Origin of the sequence: Bacillus sp. OV166 (assembly GCF_900177675.1) — a bacterium.
In the GTDB taxonomy this organism is placed as follows: Bacteria; Bacillota; Bacilli; order Bacillales; family Cytobacillaceae; genus Neobacillus.
Genome location: NZ_FXWM01000001.1, coordinates 5,393,359 through 5,416,622 on the forward strand (window position 1 = coordinate 5,393,359; position 23,264 = coordinate 5,416,622).

A 23,264-nucleotide genomic window follows, 5' to 3' on the forward strand; every position below is an offset into this window, starting at 1 on the left:
TTAAAAAGCAGGGTATAACCCGCTTAACATTTCATTAGTAACTAGAATAATCTCTTCATCGAACGAGCGGATAACTGTCCCGTCAGGAACATTCACTTCAGAAGGTACTATGGCCCTTTCAATCAAACAATTATTACCAATGATCGCATCCGGCATTATGACCGACTCTAAAATAGTTGATCCCTTTCCAACAGTAACCCCTTGAAAAAGAACTGATTTCTCTACTTCCCCTTCTATTGTACATCCCTCATTAATAAGTGACTCTTTAACCACCGCACTCGGAGAAATATATTGTGGCGGCTGATTCGGGTTAACTGAATAAATCCTCCATCCGTGATCAAACAAATCTAAGTCACATTCTTCTCTTAGTAGATCCATATTAGCTTCCCAGAGGCTTTGGACCGTACCCACGTCTTTCCAATAGCCTTTAAATGGATAAGCAAACAATTTTTTATTTTCCTCTAAAAGCATCGGAATCACATCTTTACCAAAATCATGACTCGATTCAGGAACACGGTCATCCATTTCTAAATATTCTTTAAGTATATTCCAGTTAAAAATATAAATGCCCATCGAAGCAAGATTATTTTTTGGATTCGCCGGTTTTTCGTCAAAATCGACAATTCTTAGTTCTTCGTCTGTATCCATGATCCCAAAACGACTGGCTTCATTCCAAGGAACTTCAATTAAAGAAATAGTTACGTCTGCCCTTTTTTCAATATGATATTCAAGCATACTCTCATAGTTCATTTTGTAAATATGGTCACCTGATAGGATTAGCACATATTCAGGCTGGTATTGTTTAAGGTAATTAAGGTTTTGATAAATCGCACTTGCAGTGCCTGTGTACCATTTTACTTCGGAAGATTCAGCATACGGTGGTAATACAGTTACCCCGCCATCCTTTCGGTCAAGATCCCATGCGCTTCCAATCCCAATATAGGAATTTAATAACAATGGTTGGTATTGTGTTAATACCCCAACCGTATCGATGCCAGAATTGGCGCAATTGCTCAATGCAAAATCAATAATTCGATATTTACCTCCAAAAGGAACAGCTGGTTTCGCAAGATCCTTTGTCAGCGAATTAAGCCTACTTCCTTTCCCTCCTGCTAATAACATGGCTACGCACTTCTTCTTTGCCATTTCCTTTTCGCTCCTTCCTCTTTTTAACTGGTCTGATGATTTGAAATCCAAATGGGGGAATTGCTAGATTTAATGAAAATGGCTGGCCATGGAATGGTTCTTCTTCTGCTATGATAGTCTTTTTATTAACCAATCCAGCTCCACCGTATTCTATATGATCACTATTGAAAATTTCTCGATACTCACCGGATTTAGGAACACCAATTTTATACATTGGGTAATTGACACCAGTAAAATTGCAAATAACCACTAATGTTTCTTCAGACTTTTTCCCTTTTCTCATAAAAGAGAAAACAGATTGGTGGCTATTATTGGCATCTATCCATTCGAATCCGTCCTGTAAATGATCGAGTTCATAAAGTGCCTTTGAACGTTTATAGAATTTAGTTAAAAACTTTACGTAGGCATTTAATTTTTGATGCATCTCATAGTCCATTAAGTTCCAATCGAGCTGTTCTTTATCTTTCCATTCAGAAAACTGGCCCAGTTCAAAACCCATAAATAAAAGTTTTTTTCCAGGATGAGCAAACATATACCCTAGCAAGAGTCTAAGTTGTGCAAATTTCTCCCAATAATCGCCTGGCATCTTATCGAGCAGTGATTTTTTTCCATGTACCACTTCATCGTGAGAAAATGGCAGCATAAAGTTTTCTAAAAAGGCATATAAAAATGAAAACGTTACATTAGAATGAACATGTGAGCGCGAGTAAGGTGGAGTTTCCATATATTCAAGCATGTCATTCATCCAGCCCATATTCCATTTATAATCAAAGCCAAGCCCACCGTATGTAACTGGTGTTGTGACATTAGGAAATTCTGTTGAATCTTCACCAATCATTAAAAAGTATGGTTCATACTCATGAACATGTTGGTTTAATTTTTTCAAAAAGTTAATTCCAAATGGGTTTTCACGCATCTCATTTGAGCCATTCGGCCAGTAAATGATATTAGCTACTGCGTCCATTCGGAAACCATCAATATGGAAATAGTCAATCCAAAACTGGGCATTTGAGATTAGAAAACTTTGTACCTCTCCTTTTCCAAGGTCAAAGTTGGCAGTTCCCCAAACAGCATTCTCTCTGTCGCTAGCTGTGCTATAGGAATAAATGTGAGTCCCATCAAAACGGTAAAGGCCATGAGCGTCCTTGCAAAAATGACCAGGCACCCAATCAAGAATAACCCCAATACCATGTTGATGAATCAGATCAACAAATTCTCTAAATTCATCTGGTGTCCCATACCTGGATGTAACAGAAAAGTACCCTGTTCCTTGATAACCCCATGAGGCATCGAGAGGGTGTTCGACTAGAGGTAATAACTCTATATGTGTAAATCCGTGCTCAATTACATATGGAATAAGTTCCAATGCCAATTCTTTATAACTTAGATATTCGCCGTCTTCCTTCTTTTTCCATGAACCCAAATGCACTTCGTAAATTACCACTGGCTCAGATAGAAGGTTCTTTTTTCCTCTTCGATTCATCCAATGATTGTCTTGCCACTCATAATGGTCTAACGAATAAACAATAGAAGCTGTATTCGGTCTTATTTCAGAATAAAAAGCAAATGGATCTGATTTTAGCAGCCTCTCACCTGAATGTGTGATAATTTCATACTTATAAAGCTTCCCTGTTAGATCCCTATTAACAATCAGAATCCAAACTCCCTCATCATTAACCTTTTGCAATTCATACCCTTCACCATTCCAGTTATTAAAATCCCCCGCAAGATTAACCTGCATTGCATTAGGGGCCCATACGCAAAATCGTGTATAAACCTTATCGGAATTCTTAAAGATATGAGCGCCAAAAAGCTGATGACTTTGGAAAAAATTTCCCTCGTGAAATAAATGTAACTGATAGTCAGTCGGAAAAAACGTATTCACTGTCATGGCTCTCCTCATTCCCAATGAAAATAAGTATTTCAAAGACCAATTATAATGGCTATTAATCAATATTCCTCATAAAACTTTTTTATCTTTTCTGACAATAATTGAGGCGATATGCCATAAAAACCTATGGTGCGACAAACTTCGACACTATACACCAATTTTTCTATCAGTAATCGCCAAAAATATATAAATTTTTTTTAGTTTTTTTATGATTTTCATTCAAAAAATGTTATTTTAATGATAGATCAAAAATAGGGGGAATTGTCGCGGATGTAAGCGTTATCAGGGCTTTCACTAAGGAGAGGAGGATACTAAAAGTTATATCAATATAACTTTCTTTGTATAAAAGGCGTCCTCTTATGGTTCTAAGAATTTGGACATTCAAGCGGATTTATAGGTTTAGACATCTCATGGAAAAAGCGGAGAGTTTCTGTAAAATCGAGCCAAAGGGACTTATTGGCATCATTAGTTCGATAAAAAGTCTTTAAATTGTATCCTATAGCTCTTTGAAATCATAAACGTATTCTATAGCTTTCTTTAATAGATCAACAAAAAAACTGATAACATGTTGTTATCAGTTTTTTTGTATGACCCCTACGGGACTCGAACCCGTGTTACCTCCGTGAAAGGGAGGTGTCTTAACCGCTTGACCAAGGGGCCTTAATATATGGCGGAGAAGGAGGGATTTGAACCCTCGCGCCGGTCACCCGACCTACACCCTTAGCAGGGGCGCCTCTTCAGCCACTTGAGTACTTCCCCGTTTGGCTCCGCAGGTAGGACTCGAACCTACGACCGATCGGTTAACAGCCGATAGCTCTACCACTGAGCTACTGCGGAACAATTAAAGTTGCTGCTGTGAAAAGATATATGGTGGGCCTAAATGGACTCGAACCATCGACCTCACGCTTATCAGGCGTGCGCTCTAACCAGCTGAGCTATAGGCCCATAAATTGGAGCGGGTGAAGAGAATCGAACTCTCATCATCAGCTTGGAAGGCTGAGGTTTTACCACTAAACTACACCCGCATATAATATATTTATTATGGGGCGACTGATGGGAATCGAACCCACGAATGCCTGAACCACAATCAGGTGCGTTAACCACTTCGCCACAATCGCCACAATAAAAATTCTATTTAATTAAAATGGTGGCTCAGGACGGAATCGAACCGCCGACACAAGGATTTTCAGTCCTTTGCTCTACCGACTGAGCTACTGAGCCAAAAATAAGGATGGTACCCTAATCTTATATTACTGTAAGTCCTTTGCTCAAAAGAACTTTCGTTCTTTCTCGCAGATTGCCATAGAAGCTTTTGCAGTGATGTGAGCAATCTGCTCTACCGACTGAGCTACTGAGCTATATTACTTTGCCAAATGAAAATGGCGGTCTGGACGGGACTCGAACCCGCGACCTCCTGCGTGACAGGCAGGCATTCTAACCAACTGAACTACCAGACCAATTGCGGGGACAGGATTTGAACCTGCGACCTTCGGGTTATGAGCCCGACGAGCTACCAGACTGCTCCACCCCGCGACAATAAAAATTATTAAAATTATGGAGGAGGAAGAGGGATTCGAACCCCCGCGCGGTATGACCCGCCTGTCGGTTTTCAAGACCGATCCCTTCAGCCAAACTTGGGTATTCCTCCGTGTACATTATGAAACTAATGGTGGACCTTGTAGGACTCGAACCTACGACCGGACGGTTATGAGCCGTCTGCTCTAACCAGCTGAGCTAAAGGTCCTCAAAATTTGGTAGCGGCGGAGGGGATCGAACCCCCGACCTTACGGGTATGAACCGTACGCTCTAGCCAGCTGAGCTACACCGCCAAATATACTATTTAATTAAGGTGGAGCCTAGCGGGATCGAACCGCTGACCTCCTGCGTGCAAAGCAGGCGCTCTCCCAGCTGAGCTAAGGCCCCATAAGAAGTAAGAAGAATGGTCGGGAAGACAGGATTCGAACCTGCGACCCCTTGGTCCCAAACCAAGTGCTCTACCAAGCTGAGCTACTTCCCGTTAAAGTGCGCCCTGAGAGATTCGAACTCCCGACCTTTTGATTCGTAGTCAAACACTCTATCCAGCTGAGCTAAGGGCGCATATAAATTTAATTAACCTAAATGGTGCCGAGGACCGGAATCGAACCGGTACGGTAGTCACCTACCGCAGGATTTTAAGTCCTGTGCGTCTGCCAGTTCCGCCACCCCGGCTTAAAATAATTGGAGCGGAAGACGGGATTCGAACCCGCGACCCCCACCTTGGCAAGGTGATGTTCTACCACTGAACTACTTCCGCATATGGAAATTAAATGGTGCGGGTGAAGGGAGTCGAACCCCCACGCCTTGCGGCGCCAGATCCTAAGTCTGGTGCGTCTGCCAATTCCGCCACACCCGCATATTCATTTAAATGGTGAGCCATGAAGGACTCGAACCTTCGACCCTCTGATTAAAAGTCAGATGCTCTACCAACTGAGCTAATGGCTCATCGTAAGATGATTCTCTATTGCTTCGGCTAATATAAACCAATGAAGCAAGAAGTATGGTGCCGGCGAGAGGACTTGAACCCCCAACCTACTGATTACAAGTCAGTTGCTCTACCAATTGAGCTACCCCGGCAAATAGTATTTAATATTATTTATAGGTAAATATGGTGGAGGATGACGGGCTCGAACCGCCGACCCTCTGCTTGTAAGGCAGATGCTCTCCCAGCTGAGCTAATCCTCCATATTTACAGCCTGGCAACGTCCTACTCTCACAGGGACGCGTGTCCCAACTACCATCGGCGCTGAGAAGCTTAACTTCCGTGTTCGGTATGGGAACGGGTGTGACCTTCTCGCCATTATTGCCAGACCATTTATTCGACACTATTTTATTATAATGTCTTTTTCATATTTTTCAAGAGGAATTTTTTTTTTTTTCATTCCCTCAAAACTAGATAATGCAGAAGAAGTTTGTAAAAACGAGCTGCCTTTAAAAATTGGTTAAGTCCTCGAACGATTAGTATCAGTCAGCTCCACATGTTACCACGCTTCCACCTCTGACCTATCAACCTGATCATCTTTCAGGGTTCTTACTAGCTTGCGCTATGGGAAATCTCATCTTGAGGGGGGCTTCATGCTTAGATGCTTTCAGCACTTATCCCGTCCGCACATAGCTACCCAGCGATGCCCTTGGCAGAACAACTGGTACACCAGCGGTGCGTCCATCCCGGTCCTCTCGTACTAAGGACAGCTCCTCTCAAATTTCCTGCGCCCACGACGGATAGGGACCGAACTGTCTCACGACGTTCTGAACCCAGCTCGCGTACCGCTTTAATGGGCGAACAGCCCAACCCTTGGGACCGACTACAGCCCCAGGATGCGATGAGCCGACATCGAGGTGCCAAACCTCCCCGTCGATGTGGACTCTTGGGGGAGATAAGCCTGTTATCCCCGGGGTAGCTTTTATCCGTTGAGCGATGGCCCTTCCATGCGGAACCACCGGATCACTAAGCCCGACTTTCGTCCCTGCTCGACTTGTAGGTCTCGCAGTCAAGCTCCCTTGTGCCTTTACACTCTGCGAATGATTTCCAACCATTCTGAGGGAACCTTTGGGCGCCTCCGTTACTCTTTAGGAGGCGACCGCCCCAGTCAAACTGCCCACCTGACACTGTCTCCCACCCCGATCAGGGGTGCGGGTTAGAATTTCAATACAGCCAGGGTAGTATCCCACCGACGCCTCCACGCAAGCTAGCGCTCACGTATCTCAGGCTCCTACCTATCCTGTACAAGCTGTACCAAAATTCAATATCAGGCTACAGTAAAGCTCCACGGGGTCTTTCCGTCCTGTCGCGGGTAACCTGCATCTTCACAGGTACTATAATTTCACCGAGTCTCTCGTTGAGACAGTGCCCAGATCGTTACGCCTTTCGTGCGGGTCGGAACTTACCCGACAAGGAATTTCGCTACCTTAGGACCGTTATAGTTACGGCCGCCGTTTACTGGGGCTTCGATTCAGAGCTTCGCGTGAGCTAACCCCTCCTCTTAACCTTCCAGCACCGGGCAGGCGTCAGCCCCTATACTTCGCCTTGCGGCTTCGCAGAGACCTGTGTTTTTGCTAAACAGTCGCCTGGGCCTATTCACTGCGGCTCTTCGAGGCTATTCACCTCAAAAAGCACCCCTTCTCCCGAAGTTACGGGGTCATTTTGCCGAGTTCCTTAACGAGAGTTCTCTCGCTCACCTTAGGATTCTCTCCTCGCCTACCTGTGTCGGTTTGCGGTACGGGCACCTTTTATCTCGCTAGAGGCTTTTCTTGGCAGTGTGGAATCAGGAACTTCGGTACTAAATTTCCCTCGCTATCACAGCTCAGCCTTATGTGAGAAGCGGATTTGCCTACTTCTCAGCCTAACTGCTTAGACGCGCATATCCAACAGCGCGCTTACCCTATCCTCCTGCGTCCCCCCATTGCTCAAACGATAAAGAGGTGGTACAGGAATATCAACCTGTTGTCCATCGCCTACGCCTTTCGGCCTCGGCTTAGGTCCCGACTAACCCTGAGCGGACGAGCCTTCCTCAGGAAACCTTAGGCATTCGGTGGATGAGATTCTCACTCATCTTTCGCTACTCATACCGGCATTCTCACTTCTAAGCGCTCCACCAGTCCTTACGGTCTAGCTTCAACGCCCTTAGAACGCTCTCCTACCACTGACATCTAAGATGTCAATCCACAGCTTCGGTGATACGTTTAGCCCCGGTACATTTTCGGCGCAGAGTCATTCGACCAGTGAGCTATTACGCACTCTTTAAATGGTGGCTGCTTCTAAGCCAACATCCTGGTTGTCTAAACAACTCCACATCCTTTTCCACTTAACGTATACTTTGGGACCTTAGCTGGTGGTCTGGGCTGTTTCCCTTTTGACTACGGATCTTATCACTCGCAGTCTGACTCCCACGGATAAGTCTTTGGCATTCGGAGTTTGTCTGAATTCGGTAACCCGATGAGGGCCCCTAGTCCAAACAGTGCTCTACCTCCAAGACTCTTACTACGTGAGGCTAGCCCTAAAGCTATTTCGGAGAGAACCAGCTATCTCCAAGTTCGATTGGAATTTCTCCGCTACCCACACCTCATCCCCGCACTTTTCAACGTGCGTGGGTTCGGGCCTCCATCCAGTGTTACCTGGACTTCACCCTGGACATGGGTAGATCACCTGGTTTCGGGTCTACGACCACATACTCATACGCCCTATTCAGACTCGCTTTCGCTACGGCTCCGTCTTTTCAACTTAACCTTGCATGGGATCGTAACTCGCCGGTTCATTCTACAAAAGGCACGCTATCACCCATTAACGGGCTCTAACTACTTGTAGGCACACGGTTTCAGGAACTATTTCACTCCCCTTCCGGGGTGCTTTTCACCTTTCCCTCACGGTACTGGTTCACTATCGGTCACTAGGGAGTATTTAGCCTTGGGAGATGGTCCTCCCTGCTTCCGACCGGATTTCTCGTGTCCGGCCGTACTCAGGATCCACTCAGGAGGGAACGAAGTTTCGACTACAGGGTTTTTACCTTCTATGACGGACCTTTCCAGGTCGCTTCATCTACCCCGTTCCTTTGTAACTCCATGTTGAGTGTCCTACAACCCCAAGAGGCAAGCCTCTTGGTTTGGGCTATGTCCCGTTTCGCTCGCCGCTACTCAGGGAATCGCGTTTGCTTTCTCTTCCTCCGGGTACTTAGATGTTTCAGTTCCCCGGGTATGCCTTCCATACCCTATGTATTCAGGTAAAGATACTGTTCCATTACGAACAGTGGGTTCCCCCATTCGGAAATCTCCGGATCAAAGCTTACTTACAGCTCCCCGAAGCATATCGGTGTTAGTCCCGTCCTTCATCGGCTCCTAGTGCCAAGGCATTCACCGTGCGCCCTTTCTAACTTAACCTAAAAGGTTATTCTCTTACTTACATAAGAGAGAAAACTAAAATGGCTTTGACTCGGTTCTTACATTGACTTCTTCATTACGATTATCTAGTTTTCAAAGAACGATTAAAAAAAGCTTTGAGAGAATTGTACTCTCAAAACTAAACAAACAAAGATCGTGTCACAAACTGTTTTGTCTGGCTCACAGGTCCAGCTTTATCCTTAGAAAGGAGGTGATCCAGCCGCACCTTCCGATACGGCTACCTTGTTACGACTTCACCCCAATCATCTGTCCCACCTTAGGCGGCTGGCTCCTTGCGGTTACCCCACCGACTTCGGGTGTTACAAACTCTCGTGGTGTGACGGGCGGTGTGTACAAGGCCCGGGAACGTATTCACCGCGGCATGCTGATCCGCGATTACTAGCGATTCCGGCTTCATGCAGGCGAGTTGCAGCCTGCAATCCGAACTGAGAATGGTTTTATGGGATTGGCTAAACCTCGCGGTCTTGCAGCCCTTTGTACCATCCATTGTAGCACGTGTGTAGCCCAGGTCATAAGGGGCATGATGATTTGACGTCATCCCCACCTTCCTCCGGTTTGTCACCGGCAGTCACCTTAGAGTGCCCAACTAAATGGTGGCAACTAAGATCAAGGGTTGCGCTCGTTGCGGGACTTAACCCAACATCTCACGACACGAGCTGACGACAACCATGCACCACCTGTCACTCTGTCCCCCGAAGGGGAAAATCCTATCTCTAGGAGTGTCAGAGGATGTCAAGACCTGGTAAGGTTCTTCGCGTTGCTTCGAATTAAACCACATGCTCCACCGCTTGTGCGGGCCCCCGTCAATTCCTTTGAGTTTCAGCCTTGCGGCCGTACTCCCCAGGCGGAGTGCTTAATGCGTTAGCTGCAGCACTAAGGGGCGGAAACCCCCTAACACTTAGCACTCATCGTTTACGGCGTGGACTACCAGGGTATCTAATCCTGTTTGCTCCCCACGCTTTCGCGCCTCAGCGTCAGTTATAGACCAGAAAGCCGCCTTCGCCACTGGTGTTCCTCCACATCTCTACGCATTTCACCGCTACACGTGGAATTCCGCTTTCCTCTTCTGCACTCAAGTCCCCCAGTTTCCAATGACCCTCCACGGTTGAGCCGTGGGCTTTCACATCAGACTTAAAGGACCGCCTGCGCGCGCTTTACGCCCAATAATTCCGGACAACGCTTGCCACCTACGTATTACCGCGGCTGCTGGCACGTAGTTAGCCGTGGCTTTCTGGTTAGGTACCGTCAAGGTACCGGCAGTTACTCCGGTACTTGTTCTTCCCTAACAACAGAGCTTTACGACCCGAAGGCCTTCATCGCTCACGCGGCGTTGCTCCATCAGACTTTCGTCCATTGTGGAAGATTCCCTACTGCTGCCTCCCGTAGGAGTCTGGGCCGTGTCTCAGTCCCAGTGTGGCCGATCACCCTCTCAGGTCGGCTACGCATCGTCGCCTTGGTGAGCCGTTACCTCACCAACTAGCTAATGCGCCGCGGGCCCATCTGTAAGTGTCAGCCGAAACCGACTTTCAGCTTTTCCTCATGAGAGGAAAAGGATTATCCGGTATTAGCACCGGTTTCCCGGTGTTATCCCAGTCTTACAGGCAGGTTGCCCACGTGTTACTCACCCGTCCGCCGCTAACCAACAGGAGCAAGCTCCTATTGATTCGCTCGACTTGCATGTATTAGGCACGCCGCCAGCGTTCGTCCTGAGCCAGGATCAAACTCTCCAAGAAAGTTGATTAGCTCATTTGTTACGTTGGCTTAGTTTCGTAATTGAAACTAAAAATTTTGTTTGTTTGCACGATTTTGTTTGTTTAGTTTTCAAAGATCAATTTTCTCTATCGCTCGTAAGCGACTTTATTAATTTAACACACCCAACATCTTAATGTCAACAACTTTTTCAAATACTTTTTCCGTTTGTTAACTCTCTCGATGAGGACGAGATTTAATATAACATGATAAATTAATGTTTGCAATATAATTTTAAAAGTTTTTTTGAAAAGCTCATTCTTATTACTAAAGTAAGGACCATATAAAAAACAGGGAAATGTAAAACTAATTGTTATAGCCTTTTTTGATCCTTCTTATCATATAATAAATAGACAGTTATTGATAAATAGTAAACAATTTCCGTAATCATAAAAATATAAGTTCCCACTTGTTCTTCCATTAGATACTCGATTATGTGTAGAATCAACATAGGAAAACCTTTAATTTTTCCAATGCTCTATATTTTCTACCACCACAACAAACAAAACTTCAGTCAACAGACTGTGTAATTGGACGTGAACCTGAGATGAGTAGTATCGATATCCATATATTAATTAAGTTAGGTGTTTCTGCTATTTTTGGCCTTATTATCGGCCTAGAACGAGAATTAAAAAGGAAACCAGTTGGACTTAAGACAAGTCTGGTTATCTCGGTTGTGAGTTGTTTGCTGACAATTGTATCGATTGAATCGGCGTATATGTTTCCCAATTCGGATAATGTTAAAATTACAATGGACCCTCTTCGCTTAGCAGCACAGATTGTTTCAGGAATTGGTTTCTTAGGTGCGGGGGTTATCCTAAGACGGGGCAATGATAGTATTTCAGGATTAACTACTGCTGCCATGATATGGGGAGCCGCAGGAATTGGCATAGCTGTCGGTGCTGGTTTTTTCATAGAGGCATTTGTTGGTGTTGCGCTACTTATAATTAGTGTGGAATTTGTTCCATTTTTAATGAAGATCATTGGTCCGAAACAATTACGGGAAAAAGAAGTCATGTTGCACTTGTTTATTAGAGATCAAAATCAAATTGATAAAGCGATTTCTTTCTTATTAGAAAAAAATTATATTGTTCGTAGACTTAAGATTAAAGATTTAGACAACGGGGACCATCTTGTTCAAATCTTAGTTGCAGTGGATTACCGTGAAAAGACAACCGATGTGTATTCCTCTGTATCGAATTTAGAAGGTGTTCAGAAAGTTGAAATCGAAAGTATTGGCTAGAAAAAAAATTTATGTAAATCCAAAATTTTCTCTTGCAAGATAATAGCAATACAGATATAATTTTTCTTGTACCAATAAACTGGGGGATTAGCTCAGCTGGGAGAGCGCTTGCATGGCATGCAAGAGGTCAGGGGTTCGAGCCCCCTATTCTCCATATTTCGAAAACCTTTGCGCTGCAAGGGTTTTTTTATTTCTCTGATTTACACAATAACATCCAACCCTCTCCATTATTTCTCCTAATAAATATCCCATGGGTATTTTTACCTTTTTTTAAAATTTCCTATTGCAAATTCTCTTCTCAATATAATAAAATCGAAAATGTAATTTAAAAATTTAGAAAAATCTGTATTTAAAGGAGTGAATTGTAAAAAAATTAATTTCTTCCAGTATAATTCCGCCACAATCTATTTTTCCTCAACAATTGACCAATCAGCATTATCTTTTATTTGACCTCAGATTTGAACAAAGGGTTTTTAAATGAGAGGGGGAACCTCCATTGGAGGCAAAAAAAACTAAGGTTAATTCCGAAAGCGATTACACTGCAATTGTTCAATCATCATCATTTCAAAAATTACTCTCCGAAAAGAAAAAATTCATCGTGCCAATCACCATATTCTTTTTTTGTTTTTATTTTGCATTGCCTGTATTAACTTCCTATTCGACAGTGTTAAATCATAAGTTTATCGGAAGTATAACATGGGCATGGGTCTTTGCTTTTTTCCAATTTGTCATGACATGGGTTTTATGTATGCTTTACTCGAAAAAAGCAGCAAGATTTGATGAATTAGCTAATAAAGTAATCCAAGAAAGGGGGACTAACTAATGAATACAGCTGCATTTACTATGTTTCTATGTATCGTTTTTGTCACGTTAGTGATTACATACTACGCTTCAAAACGGACGAAAAATGCAAGTGAGTTCTACACGGCTGGCGGAGGTCTTACTGGCTGGCAAAATGGACTTGCCATCGCTGGGGATTATATGTCCGCTGCATCCTTCCTTGGAATTGCTGGGGCAGTCGCCTTAACGGGATTTGATGGCTTCTTTTATAGCATTGGTTTCCTAGTTGCCTATCTTGTTGTACTTTATTTGGTCGCTGAACCTCTAAGAAACCTCGGAAAATATACCTTTGCAGATATGATTGCTGCAAGATTTGATGCAAAAAAAGTGCGTGGTTTTGCCGCCATGAACACGGTAACCATTTCGATTTTTTACATGATTGCTCAGCTAGTTGGTGCAGGTGCACTTATCAAATTATTATTAGGCTTAGAATATACCACATCCGTTTTAATTGTTGGCGTACTAATGACTGTATATGTTATTTTTGGAGGAATGCATGCAACAAGCTGGGTCCAAATCATTAAAGCCGTTCTATTAATGGGTGGTACCTTAGTCATTTCTATTATTGTTTTTGCCAAATTTAACTGGAGTATTACCGATATGTTTGCGCAAATGAAAACTGCAACACCATTAAAGGACACTTTCCTAAATCCTGGCGTAAAATACAAAATTGGTCTTGATACGATTTCCTTAAACATGGGATTAGTCCTAGGAACAGCAGGTCTGCCCCATATTCTTGTTCGGTTCTTTACGGTAAAGGATGCAAAAACAGCTCGTTCCTCAGTTGTATATGCCACATGGATCATTGGGATTTTTTACGTTATGACCATTTTTCTTGGCTTCGGTGCGGCAGCTTTTGTAGGTAACAGTACAATTGTTGCAGCTAATCCGGCAGGGAATATGGCTGCTCCGCTTTTAGCCCAAGCTCTTGGTGGAAATATGTTATTTGCTTTTATTTCAGCAGTCGCTTTTGCAACTATTCTAGCTGTTGTTGCTGGCCTTGTTCTGACAGCTGCCTCAGCGTTTGCCCATGATTTCTATAACGTTATCCTTAAAAAGGGAAAAGCAACAGAAAAGCAGCAAGTGGGTATGGCACGCTGGGCAGCAGTTGGAGTTTCTGTCATATCTATTATACTTGCCTTAGGTGCACAAACTCTTAATGTCGCCTTCTTAGTTTCACTTGCCTTTGCCGTCGCAGCGAGTGCAAATTTACCTGTTATTCTGTATACAATTTACTGGAAACGCTTTAATACAACCGGTGCTGTTTGGGCTATGGTGGTTGGGCTTATTTCAGCAATCGGCTTGGTGCTAGTCAGCCCGAATGTTTTCAGCCCTGAAGTTGGAAAAGCTATTTTTGTAGGTGAGCCTTGGTTCCCGTATACAACTCCAGGAATTGTTTCTATTCCACTCGGATTTATTGCGGGCTATCTTGGAACTATTTTCTCAAGCCAAAAAGCCGATGTAAAAAGATATGAGGAAGTACTGGTTAAATCGAATACTGGCATTAGAATTGGTAGTTAAATAAACGAATGGGACTGAATCATTTTCAGTCCCATTTGTTTTAAAAATGTATATTATCTTGGTCCTTTTCTTCCTGAACCTGTTTTCGTACTGTTTCTTCCTGACGTAACGGTTTGGGACCTTCTTTCAGAGTTGCTTCTTCCTCCAGACCTATTTTCCCTTCTACCTGTATCGTTTCGATTTCGTGATGTGCTTGTTATTGCTTTACTCATTCCACGTTTATCTTTATGAACTGTATTACGTTCTTTTTTAACGTCTTCTGTTTCGGATTTCTCTTCGCTATTACTCATATTTTGTTTTGGAATGATGATGTTTAACTCTTGTTCAATCGTTTCAAGCATAGACCTGTCCGCCGAAGAATAAAAGGTAATTGCAAGACCTGTCATTCCAGCTCTGCCTGTTCGGCCAATTCGATGAACATAACTGTCAGCATCTTCAGGGATATCATAATTAAATACATGCGTGACGCCTTCAACATCTAGTCCTCTCGCAGCCACATCTGTAGCAATTAACAATTGCACTTCGGCATCCCTAAAACGCTTCATCACTCGTTCTCTCTTCGCTTGAGACAAATCACCATGCAATTCATCGCAAGAAAAGCCGTTTGCTTTCAGGACATCAAAAAGTTTACTTACTCTTCGTTTCGTCCGACAAAAAACTACCGCTAAATAGGGACGATAAGTTTCCACTAATTGAATAAGCGTGGCTTGTTTAGCACGATCCGTTGTATGAATCGCAATCTGCTTAACATTTTCAGCCGGACCTTGTGTTTTTTCTACTTGAATATATTCAGGATCACGCATATGCTTTTTTGCTAGTTTGCGAATTTCAGGCGGCATCGTTGCTGAAAACAGCATCGTTTGCCTGCTTGCTGGAGTTTCTCTGATAATATCCTCCACTTCATTAAGAAAGCCTATATGGAGCATTTGGTCTGCTTCGTCTAAAACTAGGAAAGATATTTCCGATAAACGGATGGTTTCTCTTCTAATATGATCTAAAAGTCGGCCAGGAGTCCCAACAACAATTTGCATTCCCCTCTTTAATTTTTTTAACTGTTTATCGACATCCTGCCCGCCATAGACTGCCAGGACATCTAAACCATTAATGCCTGCTATCAATTTTTCAAATTCATCTGTAATTTGCAGTGCTAATTCTCTAGTTGGAGTCACGATAAGCGCTTGAACCTGTTCTGCTTCATAATTAATTTTTTCAAGGATTGGTAGAATAAAAGCAAACGTCTTCCCTGTTCCCGTTTGCGCCTGTGCAATTATATCGTTACCATTCATCACAAATGGAATCGCTTGTTCTTGAATCGGTGTCGGTTTTGCTATACCGTGGCCGCGTAATTTATTCACTAATGTTTCTGAAATACCCAATTTTAAAAAATCTGACAAAAAAACCCCTACTTTCATTTTTAACCTATCCATTTATTTTGATTGTTTATCATTCCAATTGCAAATATACTTTTCCTGCCGTTATTCAAAAAAATATATAAATGTTCAGACATCAGTTGCCTTTTTCTTTTAAAACAACTATAATTTTTGTATCACAATATAATACCAACTTATTTCATCGGAATAGTAAACTTTGGAGGTGGAGAATATAATATGAACCAAAACAGTTTTCTCATCATGCATGGCCTAGGCGGGAGCGGACCTGATCATTGGCAAACATGGCTGGCTCAAGAATTAACACAAAGGAATCATCATGTTTGTTACCCAACTTTCTCTAACTTTGATTTACCTAATAAGAAAGTCTGGTTGGAGGAACTGTCCACTACGATAAAGACGATTCCTGAGGAAAATAACTTAACGATTATCACACACAGTCTAGGATGTTTGCTTTTGCTTCATTATGCCTCTACTCTAAACAAACAAATTGCCAAACAAGTTATACTCGTTGCACCGCCATCTCCATCACATATTCTCACTGAAGCGAAATCCTTCTATCCGGTACCGCTGGATGGAAACCATTTAATGCGAACATCTGCGGAAACATTATTTGTCCATTCATCCAATGATCCCTATTGCAGTTTGGACGATTCAAAAAACTATTTAAATCTCGGGCTACCTTCCGTTACCATACCAAATGCTGGTCATATTAATACGAAGTCAGGACACGGGGAATGGCCATGGATCTTAGATTTATGTCTTTCTCGTAAAGAAATTGTTCAATATTGATAAAAAGAAGGAGTGAGACATCACTCCTTCTTTTTATTGACGTTTCTTCCATTCTAAGCCATTATATAAATTAATTTTATCTGTTTTATCAATCACAATTAATCGATAATATAAATATTTCAAGGAGGAAATACATTTGGATTTGCATCAGTTGTATGTTTTTACAAAAGTGGTTGAACACAAAAGCTTTTCAAAAGCAGCAGATGATATTTTTTTAAGTCAATCAACCGTTAGCTCTCACATCCAAGCATTAGAAAAGATGTTAAATATGAATCTTTTTGATCGTGTCGGAAGAGAAAGTATTCTTACACCTCAAGGGGAACGCTTATATCAGTGGGCACTCAAGCTTTTGCTCATTAAGGACCAAGCATTGCTTGACCTAAAAGAGGGGATGACAGACCTCCGTGGAATGATAAGGATCGCAGCGAGCTCTGTTCCTGGGCAATTTATGGTTCCGCGAATGGTCAAGCAATTTAGAGTACAGTATCCTGAAGCGACGTTTCATATCAATCAATCTTCCTCAAAAATTGTGGCCGAAAAGGTTTTAAATGGATCTGTTGATGTTGGGATATTGGGTGATAAATACGAAAACGACAAACTTCACTATATTCCTTTATTAAAAGAAAAGCTAGTCTTAATTACATCGAACCAAAACGAGATTGTGGGACCTGTCAATATCGAGGAGGTTTTAGATTATCCATTTGTGATGCGTAATTCTAGCTCAGGAACGAATGCTCTTTTGGAACGTTTCCTTAAGAAAATGAAGATTCATAAGGACAAATTAAATATCATTGCTTATACAGAAAGCGGTCAGAGTTTAATGCAATTTGTCCTACAAGATATTGGCATTTCGATTATATCTGAAATTGCAGCAAGCGAATATTCCTCTAAAAATATGCTTAAGATGCATGATATAAATGGCTTTGATGACGAAAGATATTTTTATCTTGTTTACAACATTAATAAAACGCAATCACTCCTATCAAAATTATTTATTGAAGGTGCCTTGGATTTGGTTAACGGGGACCCACATAAATTGGACTAAGAAAGTTCTCAACCCACTTTGTTGTGTTTATGGTTTGAGGATCATTTTAATACAATCTTCCCCCTCGTATCTAACACCACGAAAAAAGGGAGAACGGTTTGTTCTCCCTTTAAATGATCGTGCTCATTTCCTTTAATTTCTTTTTATCTATTTTTCCCACATGGGTTTTTGGCAGTTCTTCTAAGAAAATGAATCGCTTTGGAATTTTGTATCGACCTAATTTATGCTCGCAATAAGGTCTCAATTCTTCCTCTCCTACAGTTGAAGAGTCTTTTAACACAATAAAGGCGGTTACAATTTCGCCCCATTTTTTATCCGGCAATCCGAGGACTGCGACCTCATCTATGTCTGGGAGTTCCGCGAGCCATTGCTCTATTTCAAGCGGATATACATTCTCTCCGCCTGTGATAATCATATCTTTCTTCCGGCCGACAATATAATAGAAGCCTTCTTCATCCCTTTTGGCTAAATCCCCTGTATGAATCCAGCCCTCCATCAACGTTTCCGATGTTGCTTGTTCATTATTCCAATAAAACGAAAAGGCATGTTTCCCTTTAATTAATAGTTCACCAACCTCATTGTTTTTTGCTTCTCGACCATCTGGCTTTACTAATTTTATCGAATTAAACAGCATCGGTTTACCGACAGACCCACGTTTTATACGGGCATCTTCCGGGCTAATATAAAAATTATTCGGCCCTGCTTCCGTTAGCCCATACCCCTCTTTAAAGGCTAACCCCTTTTTTTGAAAAGCCTCATATATTTGTAAAGGACAGGGCGCGGCACCTGATAAAAAGATTTTCATTGTCGGAAAATCGCTGCCTTGAAAGTCATCGGTTTGAATGAGTAAATGATACATGGTAGGCACCAAGAGAATAATCGTACAGCGATGACGATTGATGGATTCCACTGCCTTTTGTCCGGTAAATTGATCGCCTATAACAACAGTTCCACCAATCATAAGGACAGGGATACTAAGCGCATTTATTCCACCCGTATGAAACATCGGTAAATAATTTACCGTAACATCCTCAGCTGTTAAGCTCCAACTTATTATTGTGTTCATTCCATTCCATAAGATTGACTGATGACTTAACACTACACCCTTAGGTTTACCGGTTGTTCCCCCTGTATAAATCATCGCCAACGGGTCGGTTTCAATGATATCTTCTGTAAAACTATCTCTAATTGGATACGAAGAAATTTCAAGATAATTTTCTGCTCTAATTAAAAAGGAATTCGGGCAAACGTTGGTTAATTGTTCGTAGATCGTCTCAAATTGCTGATGGATTCCAATTAACACGGGTGTACAATCCTGCAATATTTCGCTGATCTCATGCTGAGATAATCGCCAATTCAGAGGAACCAAGATGGCTCCCATTTTTCCACAGGCAAATAATAAATCAAAATAGCTAATATCATTAGGTGATAAAAGGGCAACCCGATCGCCCTTTCTAACACCTTGGGACAGGAGCCAGCTTGCTACAGACTTTGCACGTTCATTTACTTCTTTAAACGTCCAAGCTTGGTTTGTTTTTTCATCTATAATTGCATCCTTTTCCGGAGATAATCTTGCTCTATTATTAAGCCAATCCAGTTCCCACCTCACCGAATAATCGCTCCTTCACTACTAGATGCAACTATCTTACTTATTTCCGGTTACAAGGGAGTTACATAATCAGACTCTATTATCGAATATGAATGGTTATCGACACATTTTTCTTAAACATCACTATCTATAAATTGTGTAATTGCGTTTACTAGCTGTGGAAGATCATCCATCAATGGGGAGTGACCACAATTCTTTAACTCAATAAACCTAGCTTTTTCCCCTAGGTCCTCCAGTAATTCCTTCGTCATGTCTCCAGTTACCACAAAATCACGATCTCCGCTTAGCACCAGTACTGGTACCGTAATATCATCCACTTTCCCATTTCCTTCAACAAGTCCATTATGATGGTGGCTGATATTAAACGTGTTATTGGAATGATGCACCTCAGCTAAGTTCCGCTGGGTTCTCATATCTTGAACATACGCATCATAAAGTTCAGGTGCAGGCTGATTGTGAGTATAGATAACAGCGTTCCAAATGAGCTTCAATAATTCAGTGTTATTCGTGTCATAAGCGGTTTGGACAGGTATTGTTTTCGTAACATCCCTTTTGATCTCTTCATGTAACGCAAATCTCCGCGGCTCATCATTTTCATTTAATTTCCCGTCAAATGGATAGCCACGGGTGGATTCAGATGCTAATAAAATAAGTTTGTTTGCGTACCCAGGGTAATCCGCCACAAACTGCATGGCAACCGCACCACCGGTTGACCAACCAACAACCGCAAAATCCTTTAAGCCTATTTCATCAACAAACAGCTTTACATCATCTGAAAAATCTTTTATAGACATCACTAGATTGTTATAGGTTGAACCGCCAAATCCTCGTAAGTCAACCGCATATAGTTTATATTTGGCATCCAAATTCTCAAGCACCAAATCCCAGTGCTTCGAAGAAGTCATATTTCCGTGGATTAACAAAACTTTTATTTCTCCTCCATCCCTCTCCCGATAGGTAAGAGTTTCATCATTAGCAAGTTTAACTTCCTTAAGTGTCACATTAACCATCCAGATCAACCTTCCCCCATTTAATTGTAGTTGCTCCCCACGCATAGCCAATTCCAGCACTAACTAAAACGACAACATCGCCTTCTTTAACTTTTCCATCTGATAAGGCCAACTCCAAGGACAATATCTGATCAATTTGCCCGATATGACCATAATCTTCTAAATAAATAGACTGTTCTTCGGACAAACCCAGTTCTTTTAAAACATATTCATGTGCGGACTTTTTCATGTGAAGGATACCAAGATAAGAAATATCCTTCTCACTAAACCCACTTTTCCTTAAAGATTCACGAATAACCTTTAGAAAATTATTCATTGATTTCTGTTCGAGGCGCTCCTTCATACCTTCTGGATCAAGAACATCGAGCTTATTAAGCCGCTGAGCAATAGCCTCTTTTGTAATGGGGTTCTTGGTCCCTCCGGAAACAACGACGACGTCGTCTGAAAAAGAACCATCAGTGATTATATCTGTTTCCATTAATAGGTTTTCGTTATGCCCTTTTTTTAACAGGATCGCTCCACCCCCAGCACCGAGATTAAACATGAAACGGGTCCTTGGATTGTCGTAATCAATGAAATCCACATTCCGATACCCACCTGCAAGAAGAACCGTTTGAATACCTGGATCAGCAATCATCATAGATTTTGCTACTTTTAATGCCATGACAGTTGTCCCGCATCTCAAGGCAACATCAAATGCCCATGCATTCAAAGCTCCAACTGCTTCTTGAAGTTTAATACCAGCGGTCCACAGAGGGTATTCCTTATGTTCCTCACCAATATAAATAACCAGGTCAATCTCCATTGGATCGATTCCAGCTTTAGCAATAGCTTGTTTTGCAGCGACGATCCCCATTTCACACGTATGGTCTTCTGGTCCTGGGATATACTTTTTCTTTATGCCCATTTTTTCTTCAACAACTGAAACAGGGATATCGGCCATTTCTGCAATCTCTTTTCCAGTCAAAAATTCTTCAGGCAAATAAATGCCCGTGCTCAGGATCCCGATTTGCAAACCTAATCACCTACCTCTCTATGCTTTTTCCGCCATTGCCTTCATAAAAATCAGCGCTTCTTCAATCGATTCAAATAATGTTTCTCTGTCCTCTTGAACATGGGTAACTTTTATTCTCCATTGTTTCTCGCCTGTTTCCTTCTCAAAAGCGGCCAACTGAAACCGAACAACAAAAGAAGCAATTTGATTTAACTCCATTCCTTCCTCCCTCTATCCCGCCAGTTTCCCCTCTTTTTTTGCGGATCGTTGTTTTTTTCTTTTCCATGAAAGCGTACTTAACGTACCAACAATTCCACGTGGGAAAAACATAACCACCAAGATATAAATTATCCCGAAGAAGATTATCCAACGCTCAAAAATCCAATGCTCTTTCGCTAATTCTGTCAGCCAATCATGAGCAAATTCAATTAATCCTGCCCCGATAATAGCCCCAATTAATGTTCCAACCCCGCCAATGATCGTCATTAATAAGGCATCTAAGGTGATATCCATTGAGAACACACTTGTATTCACAAATCGGAGCGAAATCGCATATAAAATCCCTGCAACACCCGCCAGTACTCCAGATACAACACTTGCGGCAATTTTATAATGAAGAACATGATACCCTAATGATTCCGTTCTCTGCTCATTTTCCCTAATTGCCTGCAACACGCGTCCCAACGGTGAATTGGTAAATCGCTTCAGGATGAGAAAAACGGCAACCATAACAATAAGACTGAGGAGATAAAAATTAGTTCGGTCTATAAACAATTCTGGGACCCGAAAAGTGAACCCATCATTTCCATAGGTCAAGGTCCGCCACTTTTCCGCTAGAACGAGGAAAAGGCCAGATAAAGATAGTGTTAGCATAGCGTAAAAATGGCTTTTCAAACGTAGTGTAAGCAACCCAACAATGAAGCTGACCACAGCTGTAAGCACAATTGTTGTTAAGACTGCCAGTAAGAAGAAAATAAGCGTTGGTTCAAATCGTTTCATAAAAATACCCATTGAATAAGCTCCAATTCCAAAAAACATGGCATGCCCAAAGGAGACGATTCCCGTAAAGCCCAATAAGAGGTCATAGCTCATCGCAAAAATTGAAAACACAAACACTTGTGTTAACAGAATCAATAGGTTTCTAGATTCATAAACAAAAGGTAATAGCAGCAGAAAAGCGGCAACGACTAAAAAGATCGCTGTCATTCTATTCCCTTGAATAAACCTCAATGTATTTTCACCCCTTCGTTCCAAATAAACCCTGCGGCCGAATAATAAGAACAATTGCCATTAGGAGCATATTAACTGCCAGTGAGAGGTCCGGGACATAATAGGCCATAAAAGAACCGGAAAGCCCTACTAAGATGGCGGCTAAAACGGAGCCCTTAAAATTACCCATCCCACCAATGACGACAACAATGAACGCTAAAATGGCAAACTCCATTCCCATACCCGCATGGATTACTCCCGAATATGGTCCAAGGAGGACACCACCTAGAGCAGCCATTCCGGCCCCAATCATAAACACAAACATAAATACCCTTTGAATGTTGATTCCAAGCGCCTGAACCATTTCTTTATTCATGACGCCAGCTCGGACCACTAGACCAATTTTGGTCTTTTTGAGTAAAAATTGAACACCGGTAAAAATGAGAAATCCCACAAAAATGATAAAGACTCGATACTTAATAATAATGACGCCGCCAAGCTCCCAGCTTCCTTTTAAATAATCGGGGGGCGATGCGGTTATTTGATTAGGACCCCAAATGACTTTCAGCATTTCGGATAAAACCAGCATTAAACCAAGAGTAATTAATATTTGCTGGACATGATTTCCATACACCGGTTTAATGATCCACTTTTCGGTAATAATCCCTAACAAGAATCCTGTTAGGATGGCGCCAATAATTCCAATCATAAAGCTGCCTGTTTTCGAGTAAATCCAAAGTCCACTATAAGCTCCCCAGGCAAATAACCCGCCATGAGCAAAATTCAGCACGTCCATCAAACCGAAAATGAGGGTTAAACCGGCGGCTAATAAAAAAATCAGCATCCCTGTTGCCAAGCCATTTAAGGTTAAATTCATGAGTAATTCCACAAAGATA

At 42.1% G+C, this 23,264-nt stretch carries 14 protein-coding genes, 22 tRNA genes and 3 rRNA genes; 6 read left to right on the forward strand and 33 right to left on the reverse strand.

Translation table 11 applies throughout. The features are described from left to right. From CCK98_RS26540 to CCK98_RS26665, 26 genes are all read right to left on the reverse strand, one after another. Positions 1 to 1,146 (reverse strand): glucose-1-phosphate adenylyltransferase, encoded by a 1,146-nt coding sequence (locus CCK98_RS26540; RefSeq protein ID WP_088089348.1) that lies wholly within the window; start codon positions 1,144 to 1,146, stop codon positions 1 to 3. Then, complete coding sequence (gene glgB, locus CCK98_RS26545; protein ID WP_088089349.1) at positions 1,094 to 3,037, reverse strand: 1,4-alpha-glucan branching protein GlgB; 1,944 nt, start codon at positions 3,035 to 3,037, stop codon at positions 1,094 to 1,096. The genes CCK98_RS26540 and glgB overlap by 53 nt, the downstream gene beginning before the upstream one ends. Positions 3,038 to 3,625: 588 nt before the next feature. Further along, a tRNA-Glu gene (locus CCK98_RS26550) sits at positions 3,626 to 3,697 on the reverse strand. An 8-nt stretch (positions 3,698 to 3,705) separates the two neighbouring features. Then, positions 3,706 to 3,796: transfer RNA gene (locus tag CCK98_RS26555), tRNA-Ser, on the reverse strand. 3 nt (positions 3,797 to 3,799) lie between these two features. Next, positions 3,800 to 3,874, reverse strand: a tRNA-Asn gene (locus tag CCK98_RS26560). Between the two features lie 31 nt (positions 3,875 to 3,905). Then, a tRNA-Ile gene (locus CCK98_RS26565) sits at positions 3,906 to 3,982 on the reverse strand. Between the two features lie 6 nt (positions 3,983 to 3,988). After that, positions 3,989 to 4,062: transfer RNA gene (locus CCK98_RS26570), tRNA-Gly, on the reverse strand. A 17-nt stretch (positions 4,063 to 4,079) separates the two neighbouring features. Then, positions 4,080 to 4,155 (reverse strand) — tRNA-His (locus CCK98_RS26575). A 27-nt stretch (positions 4,156 to 4,182) separates the two neighbouring features. After that, positions 4,183 to 4,258: transfer RNA gene (locus CCK98_RS26580), tRNA-Phe, on the reverse strand. 159 nt (positions 4,259 to 4,417) lie between these two features. Beyond that, positions 4,418 to 4,494: transfer RNA gene (locus CCK98_RS26585), tRNA-Asp, on the reverse strand. Between the two features lie 2 nt (positions 4,495 to 4,496). After that, a tRNA-Met gene (locus CCK98_RS26590) sits at positions 4,497 to 4,570 on the reverse strand. A gap of 22 nt (positions 4,571 to 4,592) precedes the next feature. Further along, positions 4,593 to 4,685: transfer RNA gene (locus tag CCK98_RS26595), tRNA-Ser, on the reverse strand. A 19-nt stretch (positions 4,686 to 4,704) separates the two neighbouring features. After that, positions 4,705 to 4,781, reverse strand: a tRNA-Ile gene (locus tag CCK98_RS26600). Positions 4,782 to 4,789: 8 nt separating this feature from the next. Continuing rightward, positions 4,790 to 4,866 (reverse strand) — tRNA-Met (locus CCK98_RS26605). A gap of 21 nt (positions 4,867 to 4,887) precedes the next feature. Next, positions 4,888 to 4,960: transfer RNA gene (locus CCK98_RS26610), tRNA-Ala, on the reverse strand. A gap of 17 nt (positions 4,961 to 4,977) precedes the next feature. Continuing rightward, positions 4,978 to 5,054, reverse strand: a tRNA-Pro gene (locus CCK98_RS26615). Positions 5,055 to 5,060: 6 nt separating this feature from the next. Next, a tRNA-Arg gene (locus CCK98_RS26620) sits at positions 5,061 to 5,134 on the reverse strand. A 22-nt stretch (positions 5,135 to 5,156) separates the two neighbouring features. After that, positions 5,157 to 5,245 (reverse strand) — tRNA-Leu (locus CCK98_RS26625). Positions 5,246 to 5,255: 10 nt separating this feature from the next. Beyond that, a tRNA-Gly gene (locus CCK98_RS26630) sits at positions 5,256 to 5,330 on the reverse strand. Between the two features lie 14 nt (positions 5,331 to 5,344). Further along, positions 5,345 to 5,429 (reverse strand) — tRNA-Leu (locus CCK98_RS26635). Between the two features lie 13 nt (positions 5,430 to 5,442). Beyond that, positions 5,443 to 5,518: transfer RNA gene (locus CCK98_RS26640), tRNA-Lys, on the reverse strand. Positions 5,519 to 5,574: 56 nt separating this feature from the next. After that, a tRNA-Thr gene (locus CCK98_RS26645) sits at positions 5,575 to 5,650 on the reverse strand. A gap of 32 nt (positions 5,651 to 5,682) precedes the next feature. After that, positions 5,683 to 5,758 (reverse strand) — tRNA-Val (locus tag CCK98_RS26650). 9 nt (positions 5,759 to 5,767) lie between these two features. After that, a 5S ribosomal RNA gene (rrf, locus tag CCK98_RS26655) occupies positions 5,768 to 5,884 on the reverse strand. Positions 5,885 to 6,011: 127 nt separating this feature from the next. Then, a 23S ribosomal RNA gene (locus tag CCK98_RS26660) occupies positions 6,012 to 8,947 on the reverse strand. Between the two features lie 204 nt (positions 8,948 to 9,151). Then, positions 9,152 to 10,701, reverse strand: a 16S ribosomal RNA gene (locus tag CCK98_RS26665). The 16S, 23S and 5S rRNA genes sit together here with 21 tRNA genes alongside, the layout of an rRNA operon. Positions 10,702 to 11,264: 563 nt before the next feature. Here CCK98_RS26665 and CCK98_RS26670 point away from each other — a divergent pair. From CCK98_RS26670 to CCK98_RS26685, 4 genes are all read left to right on the forward strand, one after another. Beyond that, the gene (locus tag CCK98_RS26670; RefSeq protein ID WP_088089350.1) at positions 11,265 to 11,960 is read left to right on the forward strand and encodes an MgtC/SapB family protein; all 696 of its coding nucleotides are present in this window, start codon (positions 11,265 to 11,267) and stop codon (positions 11,958 to 11,960) included. A gap of 81 nt (positions 11,961 to 12,041) precedes the next feature. After that, positions 12,042 to 12,114 (forward strand) — tRNA-Ala (locus tag CCK98_RS26675). A 342-nt stretch (positions 12,115 to 12,456) separates the two neighbouring features. Continuing rightward, the gene (locus CCK98_RS26680; RefSeq protein ID WP_088089351.1) at positions 12,457 to 12,783 is read left to right on the forward strand and encodes a DUF485 domain-containing protein; all 327 of its coding nucleotides are present in this window, start codon (positions 12,457 to 12,459) and stop codon (positions 12,781 to 12,783) included. Next, positions 12,783 to 14,321 (forward strand): cation acetate symporter, encoded by a 1,539-nt coding sequence (locus CCK98_RS26685; protein WP_088089352.1) that lies wholly within the window; start codon positions 12,783 to 12,785, stop codon positions 14,319 to 14,321. The genes CCK98_RS26680 and CCK98_RS26685 overlap by 1 nt, the downstream gene beginning before the upstream one ends. A 53-nt stretch (positions 14,322 to 14,374) precedes the next feature. On the opposite strand, the gene CCK98_RS26690 is transcribed toward CCK98_RS26685, so the two are convergent. Next, positions 14,375 to 15,715: a DEAD/DEAH box helicase gene (locus CCK98_RS26690; RefSeq protein WP_088090551.1), complete on the reverse strand. Its 1,341-nt coding sequence runs from the start codon at positions 15,713 to 15,715 to the stop codon at positions 14,375 to 14,377. A gap of 213 nt (positions 15,716 to 15,928) precedes the next feature. Here CCK98_RS26690 and CCK98_RS26695 point away from each other — a divergent pair, with 213 nt between their 5' ends. Together CCK98_RS26695 and CCK98_RS26700 are read left to right on the forward strand one after the other, a co-directional pair. Then, entirely contained in the window at positions 15,929 to 16,501 is a 573-nt protein-coding gene (locus CCK98_RS26695) for an alpha/beta hydrolase (protein ID WP_088089353.1), read from the forward strand. 136 nt (positions 16,502 to 16,637) lie between these two features. Then, positions 16,638 to 17,546: a selenium metabolism-associated LysR family transcriptional regulator gene (locus CCK98_RS26700; RefSeq protein ID WP_088089354.1), complete on the forward strand. Its 909-nt coding sequence runs from the start codon at positions 16,638 to 16,640 to the stop codon at positions 17,544 to 17,546. A gap of 109 nt (positions 17,547 to 17,655) precedes the next feature. Here the strand turns inward: CCK98_RS26700 and CCK98_RS26705 are convergent, their stop codons facing one another. The 6 genes from CCK98_RS26705 to CCK98_RS26730 all read right to left on the reverse strand — a co-directional run bounded on the left by CCK98_RS26705 (position 17,656) and on the right by CCK98_RS26730 (position 23,257). Beyond that, a complete protein-coding gene (locus CCK98_RS26705; protein ID WP_088089355.1) occupies positions 17,656 to 19,155 on the reverse strand; it encodes a long-chain fatty acid--CoA ligase in 1,500 nt (499 codons plus the stop codon). A 113-nt stretch (positions 19,156 to 19,268) separates the two neighbouring features. Beyond that, positions 19,269 to 20,165, reverse strand: coding sequence for an alpha/beta fold hydrolase (locus tag CCK98_RS26710; protein WP_088089356.1), 897 nt, complete (start codon positions 20,163 to 20,165; stop codon positions 19,269 to 19,271). Continuing rightward, entirely contained in the window at positions 20,158 to 21,180 is a 1,023-nt protein-coding gene (locus tag CCK98_RS26715; RefSeq protein ID WP_088089357.1) for a 3-oxoacyl-ACP synthase, read from the reverse strand. The genes CCK98_RS26710 and CCK98_RS26715 overlap by 8 nt, the downstream gene beginning before the upstream one ends. 18 nt (positions 21,181 to 21,198) lie before the next feature. Further along, the gene (locus CCK98_RS26720; protein WP_088089358.1) at positions 21,199 to 21,378 is read right to left on the reverse strand and encodes a hypothetical protein; all 180 of its coding nucleotides are present in this window, start codon (positions 21,376 to 21,378) and stop codon (positions 21,199 to 21,201) included. A gap of 12 nt (positions 21,379 to 21,390) precedes the next feature. Next, entirely contained in the window at positions 21,391 to 22,365 is a 975-nt protein-coding gene (locus CCK98_RS26725; protein WP_179196039.1) for a branched-chain amino acid ABC transporter permease, read from the reverse strand. Positions 22,366 to 22,396: 31 nt separating this feature from the next. Next, on the reverse strand, positions 22,397 to 23,257 hold the full coding sequence (locus CCK98_RS26730) for a branched-chain amino acid ABC transporter permease (RefSeq protein ID WP_088089360.1): 861 nt from the start codon (positions 23,255 to 23,257) through the stop codon (positions 22,397 to 22,399). Positions 23,258 to 23,264 lie beyond the last annotated feature (7 nt).